General features: G+C 66.6%; 22 protein-coding genes. 4 read left to right on the forward strand and 18 right to left on the reverse strand.

Annotated features, from left to right (window positions below; all coding sequences use genetic code 11):
* Positions 1–113 precede the first annotated feature (113 nt).
* The 18 genes from hslU to gatC form a co-directional block, all read right to left on the reverse strand.
* Positions 114–1,445 carry an ATP-dependent protease ATPase subunit HslU gene (gene hslU, locus KHN96_RS16265; protein ID WP_045785443.1) on the reverse strand — a complete coding sequence of 444 codons (1,332 nt, stop codon included), beginning with the start codon at positions 1,443–1,445 and terminating at the stop codon, positions 114–116.
* A gap of 27 nt (positions 1,446–1,472) precedes the next feature.
* A complete protein-coding gene (gene hslV, locus KHN96_RS16270) occupies positions 1,473–2,009 on the reverse strand; it encodes an ATP-dependent protease subunit HslV (RefSeq protein WP_045785442.1) in 537 nt (178 codons plus the stop codon).
* Between the two features lie 142 nt (positions 2,010–2,151).
* Complete coding sequence (locus tag KHN96_RS16275) at positions 2,152–3,744, reverse strand: ABC transporter substrate-binding protein (protein ID WP_045785441.1); 1,593 nt, start codon at positions 3,742–3,744, stop codon at positions 2,152–2,154.
* A 100-nt stretch (positions 3,745–3,844) separates the two neighbouring features.
* Entirely contained in the window at positions 3,845–5,152 is a 1,308-nt protein-coding gene (gene zigA / locus KHN96_RS16280) for a zinc metallochaperone GTPase ZigA (protein WP_062737598.1), read from the reverse strand.
* A 76-nt stretch (positions 5,153–5,228) separates the two neighbouring features.
* Complete coding sequence (gene dksA / locus KHN96_RS22815; RefSeq protein ID WP_233902627.1) at positions 5,229–5,900, reverse strand: RNA polymerase-binding protein DksA; 672 nt, start codon at positions 5,898–5,900, stop codon at positions 5,229–5,231.
* Positions 5,901–6,066: 166 nt separating this feature from the next.
* A complete protein-coding gene (locus KHN96_RS16290; RefSeq protein WP_062737599.1) occupies positions 6,067–7,140 on the reverse strand; it encodes a CobW family GTP-binding protein in 1,074 nt (357 codons plus the stop codon).
* The gene (locus tag KHN96_RS16295) at positions 7,128–7,655 is read right to left on the reverse strand and encodes a Fur family transcriptional regulator (protein ID WP_062737600.1); all 528 of its coding nucleotides are present in this window, start codon (positions 7,653–7,655) and stop codon (positions 7,128–7,130) included. The genes KHN96_RS16290 and KHN96_RS16295 overlap by 13 nt, the downstream gene beginning before the upstream one ends.
* An 88-nt stretch (positions 7,656–7,743) precedes the next feature.
* Positions 7,744–8,982: a lactonase family protein gene (locus KHN96_RS16300; protein ID WP_062737601.1), complete on the reverse strand. Its 1,239-nt coding sequence runs from the start codon at positions 8,980–8,982 to the stop codon at positions 7,744–7,746.
* 12 nt (positions 8,983–8,994) lie between these two features.
* On the reverse strand, positions 8,995–10,521 hold the full coding sequence (locus KHN96_RS16305) for an FAD-binding oxidoreductase (protein ID WP_062737602.1): 1,527 nt from the start codon (positions 10,519–10,521) through the stop codon (positions 8,995–8,997).
* A 132-nt stretch (positions 10,522–10,653) separates the two neighbouring features.
* Complete coding sequence (locus tag KHN96_RS16310) at positions 10,654–11,172, reverse strand: metal-dependent hydrolase (protein WP_045787720.1); 519 nt, start codon at positions 11,170–11,172, stop codon at positions 10,654–10,656.
* Positions 11,173–11,250: 78 nt separating this feature from the next.
* Positions 11,251–12,444, reverse strand: a complete 1,194-nt coding sequence (locus KHN96_RS16315; RefSeq protein ID WP_045785434.1) for a class I SAM-dependent rRNA methyltransferase — start codon at positions 12,442–12,444, stop codon at positions 11,251–11,253.
* A gap of 39 nt (positions 12,445–12,483) precedes the next feature.
* Positions 12,484–13,470, reverse strand: a complete 987-nt coding sequence (xerC, locus tag KHN96_RS16320) for a tyrosine recombinase XerC (RefSeq protein WP_062737603.1) — start codon at positions 13,468–13,470, stop codon at positions 12,484–12,486.
* A 14-nt stretch (positions 13,471–13,484) separates the two neighbouring features.
* A complete protein-coding gene (locus KHN96_RS16325) occupies positions 13,485–14,174 on the reverse strand; it encodes a DUF484 family protein (RefSeq protein ID WP_045787719.1) in 690 nt (229 codons plus the stop codon).
* Between the two features lie 14 nt (positions 14,175–14,188).
* Positions 14,189–15,655, reverse strand: coding sequence for an Asp-tRNA(Asn)/Glu-tRNA(Gln) amidotransferase subunit GatB (gatB, locus tag KHN96_RS16330; protein WP_045785432.1), 1,467 nt, complete (start codon positions 15,653–15,655; stop codon positions 14,189–14,191).
* A 79-nt stretch (positions 15,656–15,734) separates the two neighbouring features.
* Positions 15,735–16,700, reverse strand: a complete 966-nt coding sequence (locus tag KHN96_RS16335; RefSeq protein ID WP_045787718.1) for a dienelactone hydrolase family protein — start codon at positions 16,698–16,700, stop codon at positions 15,735–15,737.
* Entirely contained in the window at positions 16,700–17,182 is a 483-nt protein-coding gene (locus KHN96_RS16340) for a hypothetical protein (RefSeq protein WP_045785431.1), read from the reverse strand. The genes KHN96_RS16335 and KHN96_RS16340 overlap by 1 nt, the downstream gene beginning before the upstream one ends.
* A 43-nt stretch (positions 17,183–17,225) precedes the next feature.
* Complete coding sequence (gene gatA / locus KHN96_RS16345; RefSeq protein WP_062737604.1) at positions 17,226–18,713, reverse strand: Asp-tRNA(Asn)/Glu-tRNA(Gln) amidotransferase subunit GatA; 1,488 nt, start codon at positions 18,711–18,713, stop codon at positions 17,226–17,228.
* Between the two features lie 93 nt (positions 18,714–18,806).
* Positions 18,807–19,106 (reverse strand): Asp-tRNA(Asn)/Glu-tRNA(Gln) amidotransferase subunit GatC, encoded by a 300-nt coding sequence (gatC, locus tag KHN96_RS16350; protein WP_045785429.1) that lies wholly within the window; start codon positions 19,104–19,106, stop codon positions 18,807–18,809.
* Between the two features lie 499 nt (positions 19,107–19,605).
* On the opposite strand from gatC, the gene KHN96_RS16355 reads away from it, so the two are divergent.
* The 4 genes from KHN96_RS16355 to mrdA form a co-directional block, all read left to right on the forward strand.
* A complete protein-coding gene (locus KHN96_RS16355; protein WP_045785428.1) occupies positions 19,606–20,649 on the forward strand; it encodes a rod shape-determining protein in 1,044 nt (347 codons plus the stop codon).
* A gap of 209 nt (positions 20,650–20,858) precedes the next feature.
* Entirely contained in the window at positions 20,859–21,911 is a 1,053-nt protein-coding gene (gene mreC, locus KHN96_RS16360; protein WP_045785427.1) for a rod shape-determining protein MreC, read from the forward strand.
* A gap of 15 nt (positions 21,912–21,926) precedes the next feature.
* The gene (mreD, locus tag KHN96_RS16365) at positions 21,927–22,439 is read left to right on the forward strand and encodes a rod shape-determining protein MreD (RefSeq protein ID WP_062737605.1); all 513 of its coding nucleotides are present in this window, start codon (positions 21,927–21,929) and stop codon (positions 22,437–22,439) included.
* A 36-nt stretch (positions 22,440–22,475) separates the two neighbouring features.
* Positions 22,476–24,542, forward strand: a 2,067-nt coding sequence (mrdA, locus tag KHN96_RS16370; protein ID WP_211888725.1) for a penicillin-binding protein 2, incomplete at its 3' end; no start/stop codon positions are given.

Raw genomic sequence — 24,542 nt, forward strand, 5'->3', positions numbered from 1 at the left:
CCCGAGCGCACCTGGTCTGGCGCAAAGTGTTGTCAGTGCTGGCTTGGCGGCACAAAAGCAAGCGGGCCGCATCGTCTCCGATGCGGCCCGCGAGGGGGTGAGGTTTGTCGCGCTTACAGCACGTAGCGTGAAAGGTCTTCGTTGCCCGACAGTTCACTCAGGCGTTCATCGACGTACGCAGCGTCGATCGTGACGGTCTCGCCCGCGGACTTGTGCGCGTGGAACGACAGGTCTTCGAGCAACCGCTCCATCACCGTGTACAGGCGGCGAGCACCGATGTTCTCGACCTTCTCGTTGACCGAGCATGCAATCTCGGCCAGGCGGTGGATGCCGTCCTCCGCAAAAACGAGGTCCACGCCTTCGGTCTTCATCAGCGCCTGGTATTGCTTGGTGAGGCTCGCATCGGTCTGCGTGAGGATGGCGCGGAAGTCTTCCACCGAGAGCGAATCGAGCTCCACGCGAATCGGGAAACGGCCCTGCAGCTCGGGGATCAGGTCGCTCGGCTTGGACAGATGGAACGCGCCCGACGCGATGAACAGGATGTGATCGGTCTTGATCATCCCGTACTTGGTGTTGACCGTCGTGCCCTCCACCAGCGGCAGCAAATCGCGCTGCACGCCCTGCCGCGACACCTCGCCGCCGCCGTATTCGCTGCGGCTGGCGATCTTGTCGATCTCGTCCAGGAAGACGATGCCGTTCTGCTCGACGTTGGCCACCGCCTTCTGCTTGAGTTCGTCTTCGTTCACGAGCTTGGCGGCCTCTTCGTCGATGAGCAGCCTGAAGGCTTCCTTCACCTTCATCTTGCGGCGGTTCTTCTTGCCCTGGCCAAGGCCCGCGAACATCGAGCGGATCTGCTCGGTCATGTCTTCCATGCCAGGCGGGCCCATGATGTCCATGCTCGGCAGCGCCGCCGACACTTCGAGTTCGATTTCCTTGTCGTCGAGCTGGCCTTCGCGCAGCTTCTTGCGAAAAGCCTGGCGGGCAGCGGAATCCTTCTCTTCCGGCTGCGCAAACCCGATGTCGCGCGGCGGTGGGATGAGCACGTCGAGGATGCGGTCCTCGGCAGCGTCTTCAGCCTTGGCGCGCACCTTCTTCATCTCGGACTCGCGCGTCTGCTTGACGGCCATCTCGGCCAGGTCGCGCACGATGGTGTCGACATCGCGGCCGACGTAACCGACCTCGGTGAACTTGGTCGCCTCGATCTTGATGAACGGCGCGTCGGCCAGCTTGGCCAGGCGGCGGGCGATTTCGGTCTTGCCGACACCGGTCGGCCCGATCATCAGGATGTTCTTGGGCGTGATTTCCTGGCGCAGCGGCTCACCGACCTGCTGGCGGCGCCAGCGGTTGCGCAGCGCCACGGCCACGGCCTTCTTGGCCTTCTGCTGGCCGATGATGTGCTTGTCGAGTTCGGAGACGATCTCCGACGGCGTCATGGTTTCAGACATGGGAATCCTGTGGATGAAGGCGCTCGCTTATTCAAGCGTCTCGATCACGAAATTGGTGTTGGTGTAGATGCACAGCTCGCCGGCGATCTTGAGCGACTTCTGCACCACGTCCCGCGGCGAGAGATCGGTGTTCTCCATCAGCGCCTTGGCGGCCGATTGCGCATAGGCGCCGCCCGAGCCGATTGCGGCGATGCCGCCTTCCGGGTCCAGGACGTCGCCGTTGCCGGTGATGACGAGGGTGGATTCGCGGTCGGCGACGATCAGCATCGCTTCAAGGTGGCGCAGGGCGCGGTCGGTGCGCCAGTCCTTGGCGAGGTCGACCGCCGAGCGCAGCAGGTTGCCCTGGTGCTTCTGCAGCTTCGCTTCGAAGCGGTCGAGCAGGGAGAAGGCGTCGGCGGTGGCACCGGCAAAGCCGACCAGCACCTTGCCGTCATAGATGGCGCGCACCTTGCGGGCCGAGCCCTTCATCACGATGTTGCCCAGCGTGACTTGGCCGTCGCCGCCGAGTGCGACCTGATTGCCGCGCCGCACGCTGACGATGGTGGTGCCGTGATACTGTTCCATGCGCTTGTTCCTAGGGGTCCGGCTTGGCGCGGCCCCCAGCGGGCCGGCCAAAGAACTTCATACTTGACGCCAGCCCCCCAGGATTTCAAGCCCGATTTCCGTCACGGCGTGCGCTTTTTGTGCGCCGCAAATCGCTTCCCGCTCAATGCCTCACGTCAAAGGCGTACGTGCGCTCATCCAGACGCGGCGTCACCGTGTAACCTTTGCGCGCCGCCCACACGTTGATGTTGAAGTAGAGCGGAATGACGCCGGCGTCGCGCATGCCGATCTCGGTGGCCTCCTGCAGCAGTTTCTCGCGCTTGGCGTCGTCGATGGTCTGCAGCGCCTCGGCCAGCTTGGCGTCGAGCGCCGGATTGGAATAGCGCCCGCGGTTGGAGGCGCCCCAGCCGCGCGCCGGATCATACGTGGCCAGCAGCGCCTTCAGGCTCGAACTGGCCTCGCCCGTATCGGCGCCCCAGCCGGCCTGCAGGAACGAGAAATCGAGCTTGTTGGCCCGCGTGAAGAACGTCGCCGACGGCATCGTCTCCACCTTGGTCGCGATCCCGATGCGCGACAGCATCGCGGCCACCACCTGTGCAACGCGGTCGTCGTTGACGTAGCGGTTGTTGGTGGCATGCAGCGTGATGGCGAAGCCGTCGGGGTAACCGGCCTGGGCCAGCAGCTTCTTGGCCGTGGCCGGATCCGCCGCCGGTGCCTTCAGGCCCGGCACATGCCCGAACAGCGCGCTGTTGACGAGCTGGCCGGTCGGCTCGGCGGCGCCTTCCATCACGCGGTCGACGATGGCCTGGCGCGAGATGGCCAGCGAGATCGCCTGCCGCACACGCGCATCCTTGAGCGGGTTCTTCGGCAGCGGCTTGCCGGCCTTGTCCGTCACGAACGGCGACACGTCGCGGTCCGAATCCATGTGCAGATACATCATCCGGAACACCGGCATCTTGAACAGCGAGACGCTCGGATCGGCGGAGAGCTTCTTGATGTCGGACGTCGGCACGTTTTCGATGACCTGCACATCACCGGCCAGCAGGGCCGCCACGCGCGGCGCGTCGGCGGTCAGGATGCGCAGTGTCACGCGCTGCCACTGCGGCTTCTTGCCCCAGTAGCCGTCGAAGCGCGCCAGCTCCACGCGGTCACCCCGGCTGAACGAGACGAACTTGTACGGCCCCGTGCCGATCATCGCGCGGCCGCTGTTGAAGTCGTCGGAGCTGGCTTTCTCGGCCGCCTTCTTCGACACGATATAGATCGTCGACAGGTCGTTCGGCACCAGCGGGTACGGGCCGTTGGTGGTGATGCGCACGGTCAGCTTGTCGACCGCCGTCACGTCCTTGAAGCCGCGCGTGTAGATCGTGTACGGCGATGGGCTGTTCTTGATGGTGGCGGGGCGCGCCAGCGAATAGACGACATCGGCCGAGGTGAACTCGCTGCCGTCATGGAAATGCACGCCGGGGCGCAGCTTGACCTCCCATACCGTATCGTCCACGGCCTTCCACGAGGTGGCGAGGCCCGGCTTCAGACGCATCTTCTCGTCCTTGGCGATCAGCGTCTCGAACATGTGCTCGGCGACGTTCGCGTTCGGCGTGACGTTATGGAAATGCGGATCGAGCGACGTGATATCGCCCGACAGCCCGACCACCAGCGTGGAAGCGGGCTGGGCATGCCCCGCAACCGGCGCAAGCGCCGTGGCCAAGGACAGCGCAGCAACCACACCCGCAGCGCGCAGCAGACGCAGAACCGGCATGACGAATCTCCCAATGTTTCGTGACGGAAACAGCCCGTGGGGGATTGTCGGGATCGGACGACGCCGGTGTCAACGTCGGCGAAGCGGGGTACTCGCGTGCTCAGTCGTGGTGCCCGCAGTCGCAGTCGTCACCATGGTGGTGATCGTGGTCGTCGCTGCCGTCTTCGTCGTCGTGGTCGTCGAAGGCCCACGCCGGGAACGGATCGGGCAGCGCGGCCCACGCATCCGGGCCGGCCGCCATTTCGGCGTCGGTCAGCAGGCAGGCATCGAGTTGCGCGACGAGCGCGGCTTCGTCCAGGTCCGTGCCGATGAAGACGAGCTCCTGGCGGCGGTCGCCCCACGGCGCGGGCGCACCGTTGTCGTGCAGCTTGTCCATGATGTCAGCGCGGGCTTCTTCCTCGTCGGGCCATTCGACCTCGTCGACGGCGGCCCACCACGCGCCCGCGCCGCCGTGGCGCATCACGCCGCCGGCCTGGCCCCAGCTTCCGGCGATGTCCATGCGCGACGCCAGCCAGAAATAGCCCTTCGAGCGCAGCACGCGGCCATGCTCGCGCAGCCATTCGGTGTGCATCAGGTCCCACAGACGCTGCGGGTGGAACGGCACGCGGCGGCGATACACGAAGCTGCGGATGCCCAGCGCTTCGGTCTCGGGCACATGCTCGCCGCGCAGTTCGGCCAGCCACGCGGGCGCAGCGGCCGCGGCATCGAAGTCGAACCGGTGCGTGTTGAGGATGGCATCGAGCGGCACCTTGCCGAACGATGCTGGCACGATGCGCGCCCGCGGGTTCAGCGAATGCAGGATGGCCGCCAGGCGATCGCGCTGGGCATCACTCACCAGGTCGATCTTGTTGAGGACGATCACGTCGCAGAATTCGACCTGCTCGATGAGCAGGTCGACCACGGTGCGGTCGTCGTCTTCATCGCGGGCCTGACCGCGATCGGCCAGGAAGTCGGCCGCATCGTAGTCGGCCAGAAAATGCTGGGCATCGACCACCGTGACCATCGTGTCCAGGCGCGCGAGGTCGGACAGCACGTCGCCTTGCGCGTCCTCGAAGGTGAAGGTCTCGGCGATCGGGAGCGGCTCGGCCACACCGGTGGATTCGATGAGCAGGTAGTCGAACCGGTCTTCGCGCGCGAGGCGGGCCACCTCGTCGAGCAGGTCTTCGCGCAGCGTGCAGCAGATGCAGCCGTTGGACAGCTCGACCATGCGCTCATCGGTGCGCGAGAGCTGCGCGCTGGTCGCGGTGCCGTCACCGACGAGCTGGGCGTCGATGTTGACGTCGGACAGGTCGTTGACGATCACGGCCACACGCTTGCCCTCGCGGTTGGCGAGCACGTGGTTGAGCAGCGTGGTCTTGCCGGCGCCGAGGAAGCCGGACAGCACGGTAACGGGAAGCGGACGGGGCATGATCGAAGGCCTGCAAAAGCAAACAGCCCGGCTGGCTACCGGGCTGCGAACTGGAAAACCACTGCGGCGGGCGGCGTCAGTCGCCCTGCAGCTTCTGACGCTTTTCGCGGCGCTCCTGCGCCTCCAGCGTCAGGGTGGCGGTCGGACGGGCAAGCAGGCGCGGAATGCCGATCGGCTCGCCGGTTTCGTCGCACCAGCCGTACTCGCCGGCATCGATCCGCGCGATCGACTGCTCGACCTTCTTGAGCAGCTTGCGCTCGCGGTCGCGCGTGCGCAGTTCCAGCGCATGCTCTTCCTCGATGGTGGCGCGGTCCGCCGGGTCCGGAACGATCACGGTCTCGCGCAGGTGCTCCGTCGTCTGGTTGGCGTTCGCGAGAATCTCGTCGCGCATCTTTTCAAGCCGGTCCCTGAAAAAGGCGAGCTGCGCCTCGTTCATGTAATCCTTTTCGCCCATCTTCAGGATTTCGGCTTCGGTGAGTAGTTTCTTGCTGCTCATGGTTGCTGCAGATGATCCTGGTAAATCGCGCGCCGTGTCGGCTGTCGCGTCGTCCTTGCGCGGGGATGCGCCGGACTCATTCTGGCTGGCGGCGGACTTGCCGCCCCGCGCGCCTCCTTTTGCCTCTCCCGCAGCGGCGCCCCCTGCCGCTTTTTTTCGGGTGGCTGGCGCAGCCTGGGCTGCCGCCGACTCCGTTCCGGACTGCCCGGCTCCAACGTTGGCGCCGCGCCCTTCCTTGGTCTTAGTCACCATCGCCTGCTCTCCTATCGGACGTGCTTGGGACGACGTGCTTCTAAATCGACCTATTGTAGCTGAACGATCTTACCCGAACTATCGGAGAAACACGGACACAAAATCCGGCCCGGATTCTGCCTGAAAGCGCGGCGGGACCACCCAAAAGGAGGGTAAAGCGGCCGGATCAGGCCAGGCAGTTCTCCAATCCTTTCAGAATCGTTTCGCGCGGCAGGTCGACGCCGATGAACACCATCCGGTTGGAAGGGGTCTCGCCGTCCCATTTGCCGCCCACATCGCTGCCCATGAGCTGGTGCACGCCCTGGAACACGACCTTGCGGTCGACGCCCTCCATGTACAGCACGCCCTTGTAGCGCAGCAGCTTCTCGCCGTAGATGTTCAGCACGCCGGAGAGGAACTCCTCCAGCTTGGTGTAGTTGAACGGCCGTTCGCTGCGGAAGACGAACGAGGCAATGCGGTCGGTATGGTGCGCGTGCCCGTGATGATGGTGGTGGCCGTGGTGCTCATGATCGTGGTCGTGATCGCAATCGGCCGAGCAGGCGTGGTCATGATCGTGATCGTGGTTGTGATCATGACCGTCTTCGCGCAGGAAGTCGGGGTCGATCTCCAGCTTGGCATTCAGATTGAAGCCGCGCAGATCGAAGATGGTGTCGATCGGCGCGTCGCCAAAATTGGCGGTGCGGATCGGGGCGCGCGGGTTCATGTGCAGGAGGCGGTGGCGCAGTGCGTTGACATCGTCGGCGGACACGAGGTCGCTCTTCGTGATGAAGATGGCGTCGGCAAAGCCCACCTGGCGCTGCGCCTCTTCCTGCTTGTCGAGCTGCATGTTGCCGTGCTTGGCGTCGACCAGCGTGATGACGGCATCCAGCAGGTAACGGCTGGCGATCTCGTCGTCCATGAAGAAGGTCTGCGCAACGGGGCCGGGGTTGGCCACGCCGGTGGTCTCGATGACGACGCGGTCGAACTGGATCTCGCCCTTGTCGCGGCGCGTGAGCAGGTCGGACAACCCCTTCACCAGGTCGCCCCGGATGGTGCAGCAGATGCAGCCGTTGCTCATCTGCACGATCTGCTCGTTGCCGTCCTGCACGAGGATGTCGTTGTCGATGTTCTCTTCGCCGAACTCGTTCTCGATCACGGCGATCTTCATGCCGTGGTGTTCGTTCAGGATGCGCTTGAGCAGCGTGGTCTTACCGCTGCCGAGAAAGCCCGTCAGGATGGTGACCGGGATCATTTTGGACATGATGCGTTTCCTGTCTTGTGATGAGACGCCAGATGCGCGCAATCCGCGCAAGCGCCCTTGATGGTGAGTTCGGCATGGTCGGCTGCGAAGCCGGCGGGCAGGGCGGCCTTGGGCATGGCCGGCGGCTCGGCCCCCTCCAAGCAGAAGTCGCGCCCGCATTGCGTGCAGTGGAAGTGACTGTGCGAGCGGTGCGCCGCTTCGCGCGCGGCATCGTGCTCGGCCAGGCTGAAGCGGAAGACACGATCGGCCCCGGCCGTCTTGTGGACGATACCGCCTGCCACGAGCCAGTCGAGCACGCGGTAGACGGTCACGCGGTCGATGCCGGAGTCGGGCGGTAGCGCGTCGCATACCGCCTGGTGCGAGAGTGGGTCGGCGCCCTGCATCAGCACGGCGAGCACGCGCACGCGCGGTTCCGTCACGCGGCTGCCCAGGCCACGCAGGCGCGTGCGGGCCATCGATTCAGGGGAATCGGGCCGGGAAGTGGCAGAAACGTCGCGCGAAGCCGGGGAAGTCATGCGCGGGATTGTCCCACGCTCGAACGGTTGCTGCAATTGAGTTGCAACTGAGCGGCCTTGCACCGCCCAGGGGTTTCCGCCGTGCTCACTACCCCGCCCACACCAGACACACCGGCGTCGGCACCTTCGCCACCACCGCCGGCTGGTCCAGCTTGCCGGTCTGGCCGTCGATGCGCAGCCGCAGGATGGTGTCGCCCTTCTGGTTCAGCACGTAGAGGTGGCTGCCGTCGGGCGCCATCGTCATCGCCCGCGGAAAGTGCACGCCCTCGCTCCAGTACTGAAGCGGCGCGAGCTTGCCTGAGGCATCGATGCTGAATGCGGCCACGCTGTCGGCCAGCGGATGGTCGGACTTCAGCTTCCGGTTGCTGGCGTAGAGGAACCGCCCGGACGGGTGCATCAGCAGCTCGGCGCCGCTCTTCTGGCCGGTGTAGTCGGCAGGGGTGGTGGAAATGCGCTGACGCTCTTCCTGCACGTGGCCGGTGGCGGGGTCGTATCCGTGGCAGGCGACCGAGCCTTCCAGTTCGTTGATGACGTAGAGCAGCTTGCCTTGCGGATGGAGCGCCAGGTGGCGCGGGCCACTGCCGGGCTTGAGCTGCGCGCGGTCACGCGGGGCAAGCTTGCCACCCTCAATGGCAAACACGTTGATGCGATCGGTGCCCAGGTCGGTACCGATCACGTGCTGGCCGGTGGTGTCGAACAGCATCATGTGCGCGTGCGGCGCCTCCTGTTCGGGGCGGGGGCCGGAGCCGGTGTCCTTGAAGATGCCGGAGACGGTGCCGAGCTTGCCGTCCTCGCCGATCGGCAGGAGGTTGTACGCGCCGCCGCTGTAGATCGACACGCACAGGTGCTTGCCGTCCGGCGACACGACCACGTGTGCAGGGTTCGTGCCCGACAGCGACAGCGGCTGGCGGTTCAGCAGCGTCAGCTTGCCGTCGCGCGCGTCGATCGCATAGGCCTCGGCGCTGCCGTTCGGCCGACCTTCATACACCTCAAGTTCGTTGATGGCGTACAGGAACCGCTGATTCGGGTGCACGGCCAGGAACGACGGATTGGCGCTTTCGACGACCTGCACCTGCGTCCATGCATCGCCGCGCGGTTCGAGCACATAGATGCCGCGCGCGGCCGGGCCGCCCGCGGTGCCGCCCGGCGCATTGAACGTGTAGGTGCCGACATAGGCGAAGCGGGGAGCGCGCGCATTGCCTGCGGGCTGCGCGCCCGACGCGGCAGGTTGTTCGGCCGCCTGGGCCATGACGGTTTTGGGAAGAGCGCCCAGCAAAGGCAAGCTACCGGTCCACTGCATGAAGGTTCGACGAAGACGATTGGTCATTGGATGGCTCCATCAAACACGCACGGACATGGCGTGGTGGAAGATGTTGTTCGGATCATACCGGCGCTTCACATCCTGCAGAAATGGGTACAGGTCGCCGCTGCCGTAGTAGAGCTGCGGCCAGAACGGGTAGGCGAGCATGTCGACGTCGGGGTAGTTGATGTAGCAGCCCTCGTACCGGTCGCCCGGGTAAGGTGTGCCGCTGTGCGGCGCGGGCACATCGGGCGCGCCGTAGACGTCGCGATAGAAATCGCTGATCCAGCGCAAGTGGCCGGCATCATCGGCCGCGGACGTCCAATACGTCTGGTACTGCAGCTTCATGATCGAGGCCCGCTGCGGCACGGCGGTGTCGCCAATGCGCTCGGCCTTGTTGACAGCGCCGCCGTACGAATCGACTTGCAGCAACGACTGGCTCAGATCGACGCCCGGCATCGTCCGCGTGAGGTGGGCGTAGATGCGCTGCGCCTCGCGCGCCGTGAAGCCGCGCTTCATGTAGGCCGATTTGTACTTGCCGCGCTGATTGGCCCCTGAGCCGTTCAGGTACTGCGTGGCCGTCAGCCAGTCGTATTGCACGATGGTGTGCGGCTTGGAGCAGAGCAGTTGCCCCACGCCCTGCTTGTGCGCAGGGCCGTAGCCGGGCGGGCGCCCCTTGACCGGCGTGGGCGCGCAAGCCTGGAAGCGGCTCAGAAAATCGTTGAGGACGGAGAGATCGCGGCACGTGCCATCCGGGTTGCAGAACTGCGTGAGCAGCACGATCTGCCCCGACGATTTGTGCGTGAGTTTGAGCAGCGAGAACATGCCCCACGTGTCCGGATCCTTGCCGCGCGTCTCCCAGTATTCGCCGTAGATGCGCAGCAGTTCGGCAAAGCGTTGCGGTGTCATGGTCGCCCAGTCGAACGCCACGGTGGCGAGCGCCACTTCCTGCGGCGCCTCGGGCAGCTTGGCGAAGGTGTAGCCCGTGATGACGCCGAAGTTGCCGCCGCCCGCGCCGCGACATGCACGGAACAGATCCGGATCGTGCGCCGCATCCACCGTGCGCGCAGCGGCCTTGCCGGTCTTGTCGACTGTGACGATGTCCACGGCCGAGAGCCAATCCACCGTCAGGCCCTGCAGCCGCGACAGCAGCCCGTACCCGCCGCCGCAGATATGCCCGCCCGCGCCGACCGAATAGCAAGAGCCGCCGGGCAGCGTCACGTTGCGGCGCTTGTACAGCTCCAGGTAGCCGTTCCAGTTCTGCGTGCCGGCCGGAATGCGCACCGAGCCGTCGGCGCGCACTTCGGGCGTGGCGAGCAGGCTCAGGTCGACGATCGTGCCGTCGGGGTTGTTGGAGACGAAATCCTCGTAGCAATGTCCGCCGCTGCGCACGGTCGGGCGCTGGCCCGCGTTGACGATGCGCTGCACGGCGGGCGCCACATCGTCGGGCTTTTCAATGAGGGCGATGCGGCTCGCGGCCTGCGCGTCCGTCGAGGGCCAGCGCAGGTTGAAGCCATGTTTGAGCGTGTTGTAGCGAGGGTCTTGGCGCGTCACATCCAGTGTCATCGACGACTCCCGGTGAGGGCGTTTGCGCAACGCTTGCGCAAACGGAGTTGGATTCGGACGCGGGGCGTCCGGCGGTTCCAACTTAGTCGTTCGCAGGCCCGGCTTCCATCAGACAATGCCGATACGGCGGGCTCATCGCGCCACGTGTGCGAACCATCCGACCACGCGCGCTGCCGTTGCCGCCCACAGCGGCCGCACCAGCCAGCACGCCGCGGCCCACGCGAGGATCACCACGACCAGATCGCAGCGACCGCTCTTCCACAGGTTCAGGGAATGGCGCCCCCAGATCCAGGGCACGCCCAGCGGATTGGGCCAGTCCGCCAACAGATGCATCAGCCCACCGCAAGCGAAGCCGAACAGCAGCGGTGCCCACACGTGCGCATGGCCCAGCGCCTGGTATGACAGAACAAGCGCCGCCACCCAGCCGATGCCCCAATGGGTGGCGGTGCGGTGCGTGATCCACAGGCGGCGCGCGCGGGTCCACCAGGCCACCTCCATCCAGTCGGGCGCGGTGCTGCCGGCCACCGCCGCGCAAAACGCCAGGAGGCTGCCGAGATGTTCGAGAGACGTGTGCGAAGCCTGTGCGACGAGGGTGGCGGCAATCAGGCCTGCCGCCCAACCCGTCGCGTGATGGGCAGCGTTGGAAGCCATCGACGTGATGCGGAAAACGAAGGACCGCATCTTCGCAATGGCGGCTTGCCGGGACAAGCCAAAAATTGCGACAAATTGCTAGCCGACTTGCAGCAGCAGGCCCTTGAGGTATTCGCCTTCCGGGAAGCTCGTCAGCAGCGGGTGGTCGACGCCGCCCGCCAGCCGGCGCTGGATGCGCGCCGTCACCTTGGCATCGGCCGCCGCACCCGCGACGATCTTCTGGAACAGGTCTGCGTCGATCGCGCCCGAGCACGAATACGTAAACAGCAGGCCGCCCGGGCGCAGCAACTGCATGCCAACCAAGTTGATCTCCTTGTATGCGCGCGCCGCGCGATCGACCTGCTGCGCCGAGGCCGCAAACTTGGGCGGATCCAGCACGATCAGGTCGAACTGGCGGCCTTCCGCGCGGAAGTTGCGCAGCGACTTGAAGACGTCCGCGTCCAGCCACTCGGCGCGCGCCGGATCGAAGCCGTTGAGCGTGACGTTGCGCTCTGCCACCGCCAGCGCCTCGCCCGACGAGTCGATCGACACCACCGAGCGCGCCCCGCCCTTGAGCGCCGCCAGCGAAAACCCGCCGGTATAGCAAAAGCAGTTCAGCACATCGCGATCGCGCGCCAAGGCGCCGACGAGCGCGCGGTTGTCGCGCTGGTCGATGTAGAAGCCCGTCTTGTGGCCTTCGCGCACGTCCACGTAATAACGCACGCCGTGCTCGGTGGCGGACAGATCGGCGGGCGGCTCGGCGCCGGCCAGCACACCGGTCATCTGCTCCAGGCCTTCGCGCTCGCGCACGCTCACATCCGACCGTTCGTAGACGTTCGGGCAACCCGTCTCTTTGATGAGCGCGGCGACGATCGCCTGCTTCCAGTGCTCCACGCCCGCGGCGCTGAACTGGCAGACGAGCTGGCCCGCATCCCCTGTGCCGTACTGGTCGACGATCAGCCCGGGCAGGCCGTCGGCTTCGCCCATGACGAGGCGCACGGCGTCGGTGTCGTGCACCCACGCGCGGCGGTACGCCACGGCCGCGGCAATGCGGCGCTTGAAGAACGCGTGGTCGACGGGCTCCGATTCATCAAAGCTCCACACGCGCGCGCGAATCTGCGAGACAGGGCTGAACGCGGCGCGCGCCAGAAACTGGCCGTTGTGCGCGCGCACGATGACGGTCGCGCCGGAGGCCGGCTTGCCCTCCACGCGATCGATGGCGTTGGCGAAAATCCACGGGTGCCGGCGCAGCAGCGAGCGCTCCTTGCCGGGCTTCAGAATCAGGGTTTGCATACGACTGGGGATGGGGCGCCCGAAGGTTCGGACAATGCGCTACTTCTTTTTTGCGCGGGGATGCGCCTGATCGTAGATCTTGGCCAGGTGCTGAAAATCGAGCGAAGTATAAACCTGCGTGCTGGCAATGCTGGCGTGGCCGAGCAGTTCCTGCACCGCGCGCAGATCACCGGAGGACTGCAGCATGTGCGTGGCAAACGAATGCCGCAGCACGTGCGGATGCACATCCGCCGGCACACCCGCCGCGATGGCGTTGCGCTTCATGCGCAATTGGATCTGCCGCTGCGCCAGCCGCTTGCCGCGCGGCGAGAGAAACAGCGCGTGCGCGTCTTCGGGTACCGCGTCGGGCTGGGCAAGCTGCTCGCGCACCGCCAGCCATGCAGCCAGCGCCTCCGCCGCCTTAGTGCCCACCGGCACGGTGCGCCGCTTGCTGCCCTTGCCGAGCACCTGCACCGCGCGCGCCTCCAGATCGAGCCAGCTCGCCGATTCATACGCGCCGGCCTTCACGTGGCGCATGTCGAGGCTGACCAGCTCGGAGAGCCGCAGCCCGCACGAATAGAACAGCTCGTTGACGGCACGGTCGCGCACCGTTTCGGCATCGTCGCCGGGCAACTGCTCCATCAGCGCGACAGCTTGCTCCACGGACAGCGCTTTCGGCAGCCGCTTCGGGTTCTTCGGGGCGCGTACGCCATCAACGGGATTGGCGGTGACGGCGGCATCGCGCAGCGCCATCCATTTGAACCAGCCGCGCCACGCCGACAGCGCCCGCGCAATGCTGCGGCCCGACAAACCGTCGCCGTGCAGCTGCGCCATCATGCGGCGGATATGGTGAGACTGCAGTTGCGTGAGATCGACATTGGCGGCGTGCTGCGCACCGAGGCGCTGGAGCACGGCCAGCTCGCGGGTGTAGCTCTCCAGCGTGTGCGGCGAGAGCTGCCGCTCGAACTTCAGCGCGTCAAGGTACGCCGCAATCTGCGGATGCGGCGCCTGCGCGCCAGATGCATCGGCTGAAGCAGATTGCGGCATGCGGTGGGCGGCGCTCAGTCGCGCAGGCGGTTGAGCGCGGCAGCGGCCAGTTCGCCGATCTGCGCGAGGTAGGTCGTGCCCATGCCGTCATGGAAGCGGCGGGCGTCCGGCGAGCCGAGCACCAGCAGGCCGAATGCCGGCGCGGCGCTGGCATCGGCATCGCCACGCACCGGCACGCGCAACGTGACAATGGCGAGCGATTCGATGGGCGCGCCGCCGGTATCCGATGTATCGAGCCAGCCGGCCGCTTCAAAGCCGGCATTGGCGCCGCAATACGGCGCACGCAGGCCGGCTGCAAACAGGCGCACTTCCTCGCTCACGCCCTGCGCGACTTCCAGGTGTGCAAATTCCTCGCCGACCTGCCACACGCGCAGCGCCACCGCGGGCACGTCAAAGATTTCACGCAGACCATCCTGCACGGCGTACGGCAGCGCATGCGTGTCGGCCTCGCCCAGCAGGCGCGTCGTCCAGGCGTGCACACGCTGCTGCGTACGGTCGTTCTCGTTGCCGTGGCGCATCAGGTCCGACAGCTTGAGTTCGAGGTGCTTGTTCTTGTCGCGCAGGATTTCCATCTGGCGCTCCTGCAGCGACACCGCGCGATGGCTGTGCGGGCTCGTCAATTGAATGGCGGCCAGCAGCTCGGCGTGCTCTTCAAAGAAGGCCGGATGCGCCTGCAGGTAGTTGGCGACGTCTTGTGCGTTCATCGTGGAGGTGCTCATCAGGCTGCGCCGAGTTTCTTCTTCAGCAGTTCGTTGACTTGTGCGGGGTTGGCCTTGCCGCGCGTGGCCTTCATGGCCTGGCCCACCAGCGCGTTGAATGCCTTCTCCTTGCCGGCGCGGAATTCCTCGACCGACTTGGCATTGGCGGCCAGCACGTCGTCGATGATCTTCTCCAGCTCGCCGGAATCGGACATCTGCTTCAGGCCCTTCTCGGCGATGATCGCGTCGGCATCGCCGCCGTGTTCGCCGGCCCACATGGCGGGGAAGACGTCCTTCTTGGCCGTGTTGTTGCTGATCGTGCCGTCGGCAATGCGCGCGAGCAGCTTGGCGAGTTGCGCGGGCGACACCGGCGCGGCATCGATCTCCAGATCGGCGCGGTTCAGGTTCGAGGCCACCTCGCCCATGATCCAGTTGGCCGCGGCCTTGGCATTGGCAGCGCCCGCATCCGCCACGACGGCTTCAAAGTACGCCGCCGTCGCCTTGGTGGCGGTGAGGATGCTGGCGTCGTACTTCGGCAGGCCGTAGGCCGATTCAAAGCGCGCGGCCATGGCGGCCGGCAGTTCGGGCAGCGTGGCGCGCACGCGCTCGATCCAATCGTCGCCAATGACGAGCGGCAGCAGGTCTGGGTCGGGAAAGTAGCGGTAATCCTGCGCGTCTTCCTTGCTGCGCATCGAGCGCGTTTCCTTGCGGTCCGGATCGTACAGGCGCGTTTCCTGCACCACGGTGCCGCCGTCTTCGATCAGCTCGATCTGGCGGCGCACTTCGTAGTTGATCGCCTCTTCCAGGAAGCGGAACGAGTTCAGGTTCTTGATTTCGCAGCGCGTGCCGAACGGCGCATCCGGGCCCGGGCGCACCGACACGTTCGCGTCGCAACGGAAGCTGCCTTCCTGCATGTTGCCGTCGCAGATGCCAAGCCACACCACCAGCGCGTGCAGCGCCTTGGCGTAAGCAACGGCCTCGGCAGCGCTGCGCATGTCGGGCTCGGTCACGATTTCCAGCAGCGGCGTGCCGGCGCGGTTCAGGTCGATGCCCGTCATGCCGGCAAAGTCTTCGTGCAGCGATTTGCCGGCGTCTTCTTCCAGGTGCGCACGCGTCAGTTGCACGGTCTTCTCGTACCCGGGCTGGCCGTTCTTGCCTTCCACCTGGAAGGTCAGCGAGCCGCCCTGCACCACCGGAATCTCGTACTGGCTGATCTGGTAGCCCTTGGGCAGATCGGGGTAGAAGTAATTCTTGCGCGCGAAGATGCTCTTGGGCGCGATCTTGGCGCCGATCGCCAGGCCGAACGTGATGGCGCGCTCAACGGCGCCCTTGTTCAGCACCGGCAGTACGCCCGGCAGCGCCAGATCCACCGGCGCGGCCTGCGTGTTGGGCTCGGCACCGAAGGCGGTGGAGGCGCCGGAGAAAATCTTCGAGACCGTCGAGAGCTGCGTGTGCGTCTCGAGGCCGATCACCACTTCCCATTGCATGTTGCGTGTGTCCTGTCGATTGTTGTGGTGTGAATGTCTAGGTACTCAGGTATTCGTGTGTTCGTGTACTGCCGTGCGGTCAGGGGCGGGGCGCATCGAGCCATGCCGCGAGCTTCGCGAATGCCGCTTCGCGCGCGGCCGGATCGCCGCCGACCGTGACGGTGCCGTGCCGGCGCCCACTCGGGATGCCGCTGCGCTCCTTGACCGGCGCCGTACCATCAAAACCGTGGTACGCGCCGCCAAACACGTCCAGCTCGAAACGCGCCTGCGGCTGCCGCGCCAGCACGGCCGCCTGCAAGGCCTGGCAGTGATCGGCCGGCGTCCAGTCGTCGTTGCCGCCGGCCAGCAGCAGCAACGGCGCGTTCAGGCGATAGTCGGACCGCTTCTGCGCCGCGACGCAGCCCGGATAGAACGCCACGGCGCGATCCACGGGCGGCGTGTCCGCAGGCCAGGCCCGGCTGCCATCGACGGCTTCGAGCACCGCCTGCGCGCCATTGGACCAGCCCAGCAGCACGATGCGGCGCGCATCCACGCCGGGCTGGCCGGCCACCCAGCGCATCGCCGCCAGAATGTCGGCGCGCCGCACGGCGCCGTCGATGTCGCGGGCGGCAAGGCGCTCGGTGCAGATGCCATGCGGCTTGCCGCGCGGCCCGAAGCTGTCGGGAAACACGACCGCATAGCCGCGCGCACGCAGCCATTGCGCATAACCGCGATACCGCGAACCGAGCGCCCTGGCGTCCGTGCCCGACGGCGTGTAGAGCCCGCTGCATCCGTGCAGCGCAATGACCACCGGCGCACCGGCGGCAGGCACCTTTGCGGCCGGGGCGATCCAGTAGGCGGTCAACGTTTGCGGCGCGTCCTCGGCATCCTTCATGAATGCGCGAGGAATCTCGACCGTCTGCACACCCAGCTCCGCCGACGACGGTGCGCGGGCCGCCGGCATATCCGGCAGGCCGCCTTCAGCATCCGGGGTCGGCTGAGCGAATGCCTGCAGCGACAGCGCGGCACAGGCCACGGCGGCCAGCGCGCGGAGCGATGCGGGCATCACCGGGCATTCCGGGCGCATTGGCCCGTCTGCGGGTCGAACATCACCGGCCAGGCTTCTTCATAGATGCCGGGCGTGCAATGCGCTTCGCAGTTGGCATGTGCCAGCGTGACGCGGCGCGGGTCCTGCCAGACCATCAGCGTGCAGTTGCCGTAGCGCTCGCGCAGCTCGATGCTGGGGCGGCGCTTGGTCTGCTGGAACGTCGACAGATCGAACTGGCACGAGCCGCGCCGGCCGACCCACAACTGCCATTGCATGGCCGTGACGTTGTTGTCGGCCACCGTCAGCGTCGCCTGCTCGCGGAAACCGTCTTCTTCGGTCTGGCTGCAGTAGCCGTTGATGTCGATGCGGCGGTCGGAAATCGGCGGCGGCTTGGACGGCCGGCTGATGCCAGGAATCGACGGCAGCGGAATCGGCACGCATGCCGCCAGCAGGCCAGCGGCCAGCGCCAGCCCGAGTACGTTGCGGATGCGATGGTTCATGCCTGCCTCCTGCTGCGCAGCGGGTACGTCGGTACGGCAGGGCTCACGCCGCCGGCTGGCGAATGTGCCAGTCGGTCGCCTGCTGGAACGCATGCGCGATCTGCAGCATGCGTGCCTCTTCAAAATAGTTGCCGATGATCTGCAAGCCAACCGGCAGACCATTGGCGCCGAAACCGGCCGGCACGCTCATGCCCGGCAGGCCCGCCAGGCTGGTCGACAGCGTGAAGATGTCTTCAAGGTACATCTGGACCGGATCGTCGCTCTTCTCGCCGATCTTCCAGGCAACGGTGGGGGCGACGGGGCCCATGATCACGTCGCACTGCGCGAATGCGTTCTGGAAATCCTGCGCGATGATCCGGCGGATCTTCTGCGCCTGGAGGTAATAGGCGTCGTAGTAGCCGTGGGACAGCACATATGTACCCACCAGGATGCGGCGCTTGACCTCCCAGCCGAACCCTTCGGCGCGGGACTTGCGGTACATGTCGGCCAGATCCCGGTATTCCGCGGCGCGGTGGCCGTAGCGCACGCCGTCAAAGCGCGACAGGTTCGACGACGCCTCGGCCGGGGCGATCACGTAATACGTCGGGATCGACAGCTCGGTCTTGGGCAGGCTGATGTCGACGAGCGTGGCGCCGAGCTTTTCCATTTCGGCCAGTGAAGCCCGCACGGCGGCGCGCACGTCATCGGCCAGGCCTTCGCCAAAATACTCCTTGGGTAGGCCGATGCGCAGGCCGGCCAAGGGGCGGGCAGCATCGGCGCCTTGCAGCGGCTGGCCGAGCAGACGGCTGAAATCTTCCACGTCGCCGCCGCGGCCCGGTTCCAGGCTGGTGGAATCACGCGGGTCAAAGCCGGCCATGGCAGACAGCAGCAGCGCGCAATCCTCGGCGGTGCGGGCCATCGGGCCGCCCTGGTCCAGCGACGAGGCGAACGCGATCATGCCGTAGCGCGACACGCGGCCGTACGTCGGCTTGATCCCGGTGATGCCCGAGAACGATGCCGGCTGGCGGATCGAGCCGCCCGTGTCCGTCCCGGTTGCCGCGGGCGCCAGATCGGCTGCCACCGCCGCCGCCGAGCCGCCGGACGACCCGCCCGGCACGTGTTCGACGTTCCACGGGTTCCGGACCACGCCGAAGGCCGAGTTTTCGTTGGACGAGCCCATCGCGAACTCGTCCATGTTCGTCTTGCCCAGCGTCACCATGCCGGCGGCAGCCAGGCGCTCGACCACGGTCGCGTCGAACGGGCTCACGTAGTTGGCGAGCATCTTCGAGCCCGCCGTGGCGCGCCAGCCGCGCGTGACAAACACGTCCTTGTGCGCGATCGGCACGCCGGTCAGCGGCGGCGCGCTGCCGGCCGCGATGCGCGCGTCGGCGGCCTGGGCCTGCGCGAGCGTGGCCTCGGCATCGACCTGGGTAAAGGCGTTGAGATGCGCCCCGGCCTCGATGCGCGCCAGGTAGTGGCGCGCCAGTTCCACCGCCGAAACCTCCTTGGCGGCGAGTTGGGCAGACAGGGCTTTGATCGTGGATGCGGTCATCGAATGCGTTCGGATGGGCTGCCGGCAGCGGCCGGCGACGTCAATTTGGGGAAAGTGAATTAAAGGCGCACAGGCGCCCGCCGTTTAAACGGCCTACTCGATCACCTTGGGCACGAGGTAGAGGCCGGCTTCGGTGGCGGGTGCGCATTGCTGGTATTCGGCGCGGCGGTCGGGTTCGGTCACGGCGTCCTCGCGCAGGCGCTGGGCCTGGGGCTGGACCTGCTCGATCGGGTGGGCCATCGGCTCGATGCCGGTGGTGTCGACGGCCTGCATCTGCTCGACCAGGGCGAAGAACTGGTTGAGCTGCGTGAGTGTCTGCGCGGCCTCGCCGTCGGAGACTTCGATGCGGGCCAGGTGGGCGATGCGTTTGACGTCGGAGAGTTCGAGTGCCATCGGAGTGGATCAGTGAGTGCGGCGGCGGGCAGGACGAGCTGGTTCTGGCATGCGACGGCTACTGCGCGCAGGGCGCGCCCCGGGTCGAGCCCCGGCAGTGCCGATTTGCCGCAAATTTGGCGCCAAATGCCCGCGAAACGTACGAATTATAAGGTATGATTGCCGACTAAATTTCTAAGTCAGCAGGCGACTTCGTGCAGCCACGGACCCTCTGATTAAGTCCCGCCGGGAACCTCCCGGCCGTCGCGCCGTCAGCAGTTGGCGACACTTAATCAAAGGTTCCTTGGGGCCGCCCTCTCCGGGCGGCTCACTCCGGCAGGATGGCCAGTGCCACGGCACCCCACCGCCGACCGCCACGGAGCCCGCGACACATTCCCGGGAGCGCAGCAGCAGGATCGGACCGCATGGGCATGCCACGCGAGGTCCGCGCGTCGGTGCAGCCGTAGCACCGCGATCCTGCCGCCGTGCCGCCCATGACTCGAAACACAGGATTCATTCGATGTTCGGCTTTTTGCGCAGCTATTTCTCCAACGATCTCGCGATCGACCTCGGCACTGCCAACACCCTGATCTACGTGCGCGACAAGGGCATCGTGCTTGACGAGCCGTCGGTGGTGGCCATTCGCCAGGAAGGCGGCCCGAGCGCCAAGAAAACCATCCAGGCTGTGGGCAAGGAAGCCAAGCAGATGCTGGGCAAGGTGCCGGGCAACATCGAGGCCATCCGCCCGATGAAGGACGGCGTGATCGCCGACTTCACCGTCACCGAGCAGATGCTCAAGCAGTTCATCAAGATGGTGCACGACAGCAAGCTGCTGCGTCCGTCGCCGCGCATCATCATCTGCGTGCCGTGCGGCTCGACCCAGGTCGAGCGCCGCGCCATCCGCGAATCGGCGCTGGGCGCCGGTGCATCGCAGGTCTACCTGATCGAAGAGCCGATGGCGGCTGCCATTGGCGCCGGTCTGCCGGTGTCGGAGCCGTCGGGCTCGATGGTGGTGGACATTGGCGGCGGCACCACCGAGGTGGGCATCATCTCGCTGGGGGGCATGGTCTACAAGGGCAGCGTGCGCGTGGGCGGCGACAAGTTCGACGAGGCCATCGTCAACTACATCCGCCGCAACTACGGCATGCTGATCGGCGAGCAGACCGCCGAAGCCATCAAGAAGGAAATCGGCTCGGCCTTCCCGGGTTCGGAAGTGCGCGAGATGGAAGTGAAGGGCCGCAACCTGTCGGAAGGCATTCCGCGCGCCTTCACGGTGTCGTCCAACGAAATCCTGGAAGCGCTGACCGATCCGCTGAACCAGATCGTGTCGTCGGTGAAGATCGCACTGGAACAGACCCCGCCGGAACTCGGCGCAGACATTGCCGAGCGCGGCATGATGCTCACGGGCGGCGGCGCACTGCTGCGCGACCTCGACCGCCTGCTGGCCGAAGAAACCGGCCTGCCGGTGCTGGTGGCAGAAGACCCGCTGACCTGCGTGGTGCGCGGCTCGGGCATGGCGCTCGAACGCATGGACAAGCTCGGCAGCATCTTCTCGTACGAATAACGGGACCATGCGCCACGCTCATCCGCGTTCCGTATGGATGGCTGCCCCAGCAGCCTTTGCGGTTCGCTGAGATGCGTCCCGCGCCGGTGCGCCGTGCTCCGCCCGCCCCGGGCCACTGCACCGCACCGGCGCCACCCCCAAACTGTTGCCGGCAGGCCGCCGACCTTGGTCGCGACGCGTCTGCCGCGCCTATCTGAAGCGTCCGGGTCATGGATTACTCCCCGCCGCCCCTCTTCAAGCAGGGCCCGTCCGCCACCGCGCGGCTGGTCGCCCTGCTTGCGCTTGCGCTGATGCTGCTCGTGGTCGATGCCCGCATGTCGGTACTGGGCGTGGTCCGGCAGGTCGTGTCGGTGGTGCTGTACCCCATCGAGCGCGTGGTGCTGATTCCGCGCGATACGGTGCGTGCGGCGCTCGACTACACGCAGTCGTCCACCAAGCTGGCCACCGACAACCGCAGCCTGCGCGAATCGGCCGTCGCCCAGGCGCAGCAGTCGCTGCGCGCCACGCAGCTCGAAGCCGAGAACCGCAACCTTCGGACGCTGCTGAACCTCAAGCAGCATGCCGCGGTGCCGACCGTGGCGGCGGAAGTCCTGTACGAAGCGCGCGATCCGTACACGCAGCGCATCGTGATCGATCGCGGCTCCAAGGACGGCGTCCGCGCCGGCTATCCGGTGATCGACGACCGGGGCGTGGTCGGGCAGGTCACGCGCGTGTCGCTGTTCGAATCGCAGGTGACGCTGCTGACGGACAAGGACCAGGCGATCCCCGTGGAGGTGGTGCGCAATGGGCTGCGCAGCGTGGCCTTTGGCGGTGCCCGGCCCGGCGCGCTGGACTTGCGCTTCATGGCAGCCTCGGCCGATCTACAGCAAGGCGATCTGCTGGTGACGTCCGGCCTGGACGGCGTCTATCCAGCCGGCCTGCCGGTCGCCCGCATCACGCAGATCGAGCGCAAGGCCGACACGGCGTTCTCGCGCGTGATCTGCGAGCCCGTGGCGGGCATCCGCAGCAACCGCCACCTGCTGATCGTGAAGTACGAGTCGGGCTTCCCCCCGCCGATGGACCTGTCGCCGGCGCCCGCCGCCAAGGGCAAGAACGCCGCGCGCGACGCCCGCGAAGAAAAGGACCGCGCCGCACGCGCAGCGGCCGAGGCGAACGTGCCGGCGCCCGCTGCGGCAGCCGCGGCCGACGACAACACCACGCCGCCGCGCCCTACCGACGCCGACGGCAATCCGCTGGATACCGATTCAGCGCCAAAGCGCTAAGCGAGGCCACCGACCATGAACTCGCCCCAATACCTGCTGCGCCCGGTCAACCCCGGCTTCATCGCCTTCAGCTTCATCGTGGCGTTCCTTTTCAACCTCATGCCGTGGGGCCACACGCAGTGGATTCCCGATCTGGTGGCGCTGGTGCTGGTGTTCTGGAACATCCACCAGCCGCGCCGCGTGGGCATGGTGGTGGCCTTTCTGCTGGGCCTGCTGATGGACGTGCACGAGGCGCGCCTGCTCGGCGAACACGCGATGGCCTACACGCTGCTGTCGTACTTTGCGATCACCATCCACCGACGGGTGCTGTGGTTCTCGGTGCTGTCGCAGGCGCTGCACGTGCTGCCGCTGCTGGTGCTGGCGCATGCCGTGCCGATCGTCATCCGGCTGCTGATGGGCGCGCATCTGCCGGACTGGCAGGTCATCCTGCCGCCGCTGATCGAGGCCGCACTGTGGCCGTTCGCCAACGCAATCCTGCTGGCACCGCAACGCCGGCCGGACAGCGTCGACGAGACCCGGCCCATCTGAGGCGCCCGATCTGATGCGCGTCACAGGTAGTCAGGCATGACCGAAATCCGCAACGTCGAACAGGAGCTGTCGCGCTTCCGCCTGCGGCTGGCGGCGGCCGCGCTGTTCGTGCTGGTCTGCTTCGGGCTGCTGCTCACACGCTTCTTCTGGCTGCAGCAGGTCAAGCACGAGCAGTACTCGGCCAAGGCCGAAGACAACCGCATCTCCGTCGCACCCATCGAGCCCAACCGCGGCATCATCATGGACCGCAACGGCGTGGTGCTGGCGCGCAACTATTCCGCCTACACGCTCGAGATCACGCCGTCCAAGCTGCAGGACACGCTGGACAACACGATCGACCAGCTGGCACAGGTGGTCGACATCCAGCCGCGCGACCGCCGCCGCTTCAAGCGGCTGATGGAAGATGCGCGCAGCTTTGAAAGCCTGCCGATCCGCAGCCAGCTCACCGACCAGGAGGTCGCGCGGTTCTCGGCGCAGCGCTTCCGCTTTCCGGGCGTGGACGTGCACGCGCGGCTGTTCCGCCAATACCCGCTGGGCGAGACCGCCTCGCACGTGATCGGCTACATCGGCCGGATCTCCGAGCGCGACCTGGAGCGCATCGACAACATGAGCGATGCCAACAGCCAGCCCGGCGTGACGTACGACCCGCGCAAGGACGCGAACAACTACAGCGGCACCGAATACATCGGCAAGGTCGGCATCGAGCAGAGCTACGAGACGGAGCTGCACGGCCTGACCGGCTACGAAGAAGTGGAGGTGAGCGCCGGCGGGCGACCGATCCGCACGCTCTCGACCTCGCAGGCAACGCCGGGCAACAACCTGATCCTGTCGCTTGACATCAACCTGCAGCGGCTGGCCGAGCAGCTCTTCGGCAACCGCCGCGGCGCGCTGGTGGCGATCGAGCCGGAGACAGGCGACATCCTGGCCTTTGTCTCGAAGCCGACGTTCGACCCGAACCTCTTTATCGAGGGCATCGACACGGCCACCTGGAACGAACTCAACAACTCGCCCGACAAGCCGCTGCTGAACCGCCCGCTGCGCGGCACCTATCCGCCGGGCTCCACCTACAAGCCCTTCATGGCGCTTGCCGCGCTGGAGCTCGGCAAGCGCACGCCGCAATGGGGCATGGCCGACCCGGGCTCGTTCACGCTCGGCAACCACACATTCCGCGACGATGCGCCGGGCGGCCACGGCTGGGTCGACATGTTCCGCTCCATCGTGGTGTCGTGCGATACGTACTACTACAAGCTCGCCAACGACATGGGCGTCAACGCGATCCACGATTTCATGAAGCCGCTGGGCTTCGGGCAGATCACCGGGATCGACATCGAAGGCGAGCGCACCGGCATCCTGCCGTCCACCGAGTGGAAGCGCAAAGCGTACAAGCGCCCCGAGCAGCAGAAGTGGTACGACGGTGAAACGATCTCGCTCGGCATCGGCCAGGGCTACAACAGCTTCACGATCCTGCAGTTGGCGCACGCGGTGTCGACGCTGGCCAACAACGGCGTGGTGATGAAGCCCCACCTGGTGAAGGCGGTCGAGGATTCGCTGTCCAAGGCGCGCACGCTGACGGTGCCGACCGAGAGCTACCGCATTCCGCTCAAGCAGGCCAACATCGACGTGATCAAGCGCGCCATGGTGGGCGTGAACCAGTCGGGCACGGCCGCCAAGGCGTTCATCGGCGCGCAGTATGTGTCGGCGGGCAAGACCGGCACGGCGCAGACGTTCTCGCTGGGCAAGAACGAGAAGTACAACCACCACGCGATTCCGGAGTACAAGCGCGACCATGCGCTGTACGAGGCGTTTGCGCCGGCAGACCATCCGAAGATCGCCGTGGCGCTGATCGTCGAGAACGCCGGCTTCGGCGCCGCCACGGCCGCCCCGATTGCGCGCGCCGTCATGGATTACTACCTGACCGGCAAATGGCCGGCGGAGCTGGCGGCCACCGCGCCGAAGCCGCAGCCGCAACCGCCGGTGGATACACCGAGCGTGTTCTCGACCGGCAAGACGGCCACCATCGCCAGCGCGACGGCCACGGCGCAGGCGGCGGCCGATGCCGCGGCGCAGGGTGCGTCGGCGGTCGCGGCTTCGACGCCTGCTGCG

Origin of the sequence: Ralstonia mannitolilytica (assembly GCF_905397375.1) — a bacterium.
In the GTDB taxonomy this organism is placed as follows: Bacteria; Pseudomonadota; Gammaproteobacteria; order Burkholderiales; family Burkholderiaceae; genus Ralstonia; species Ralstonia mannitolilytica.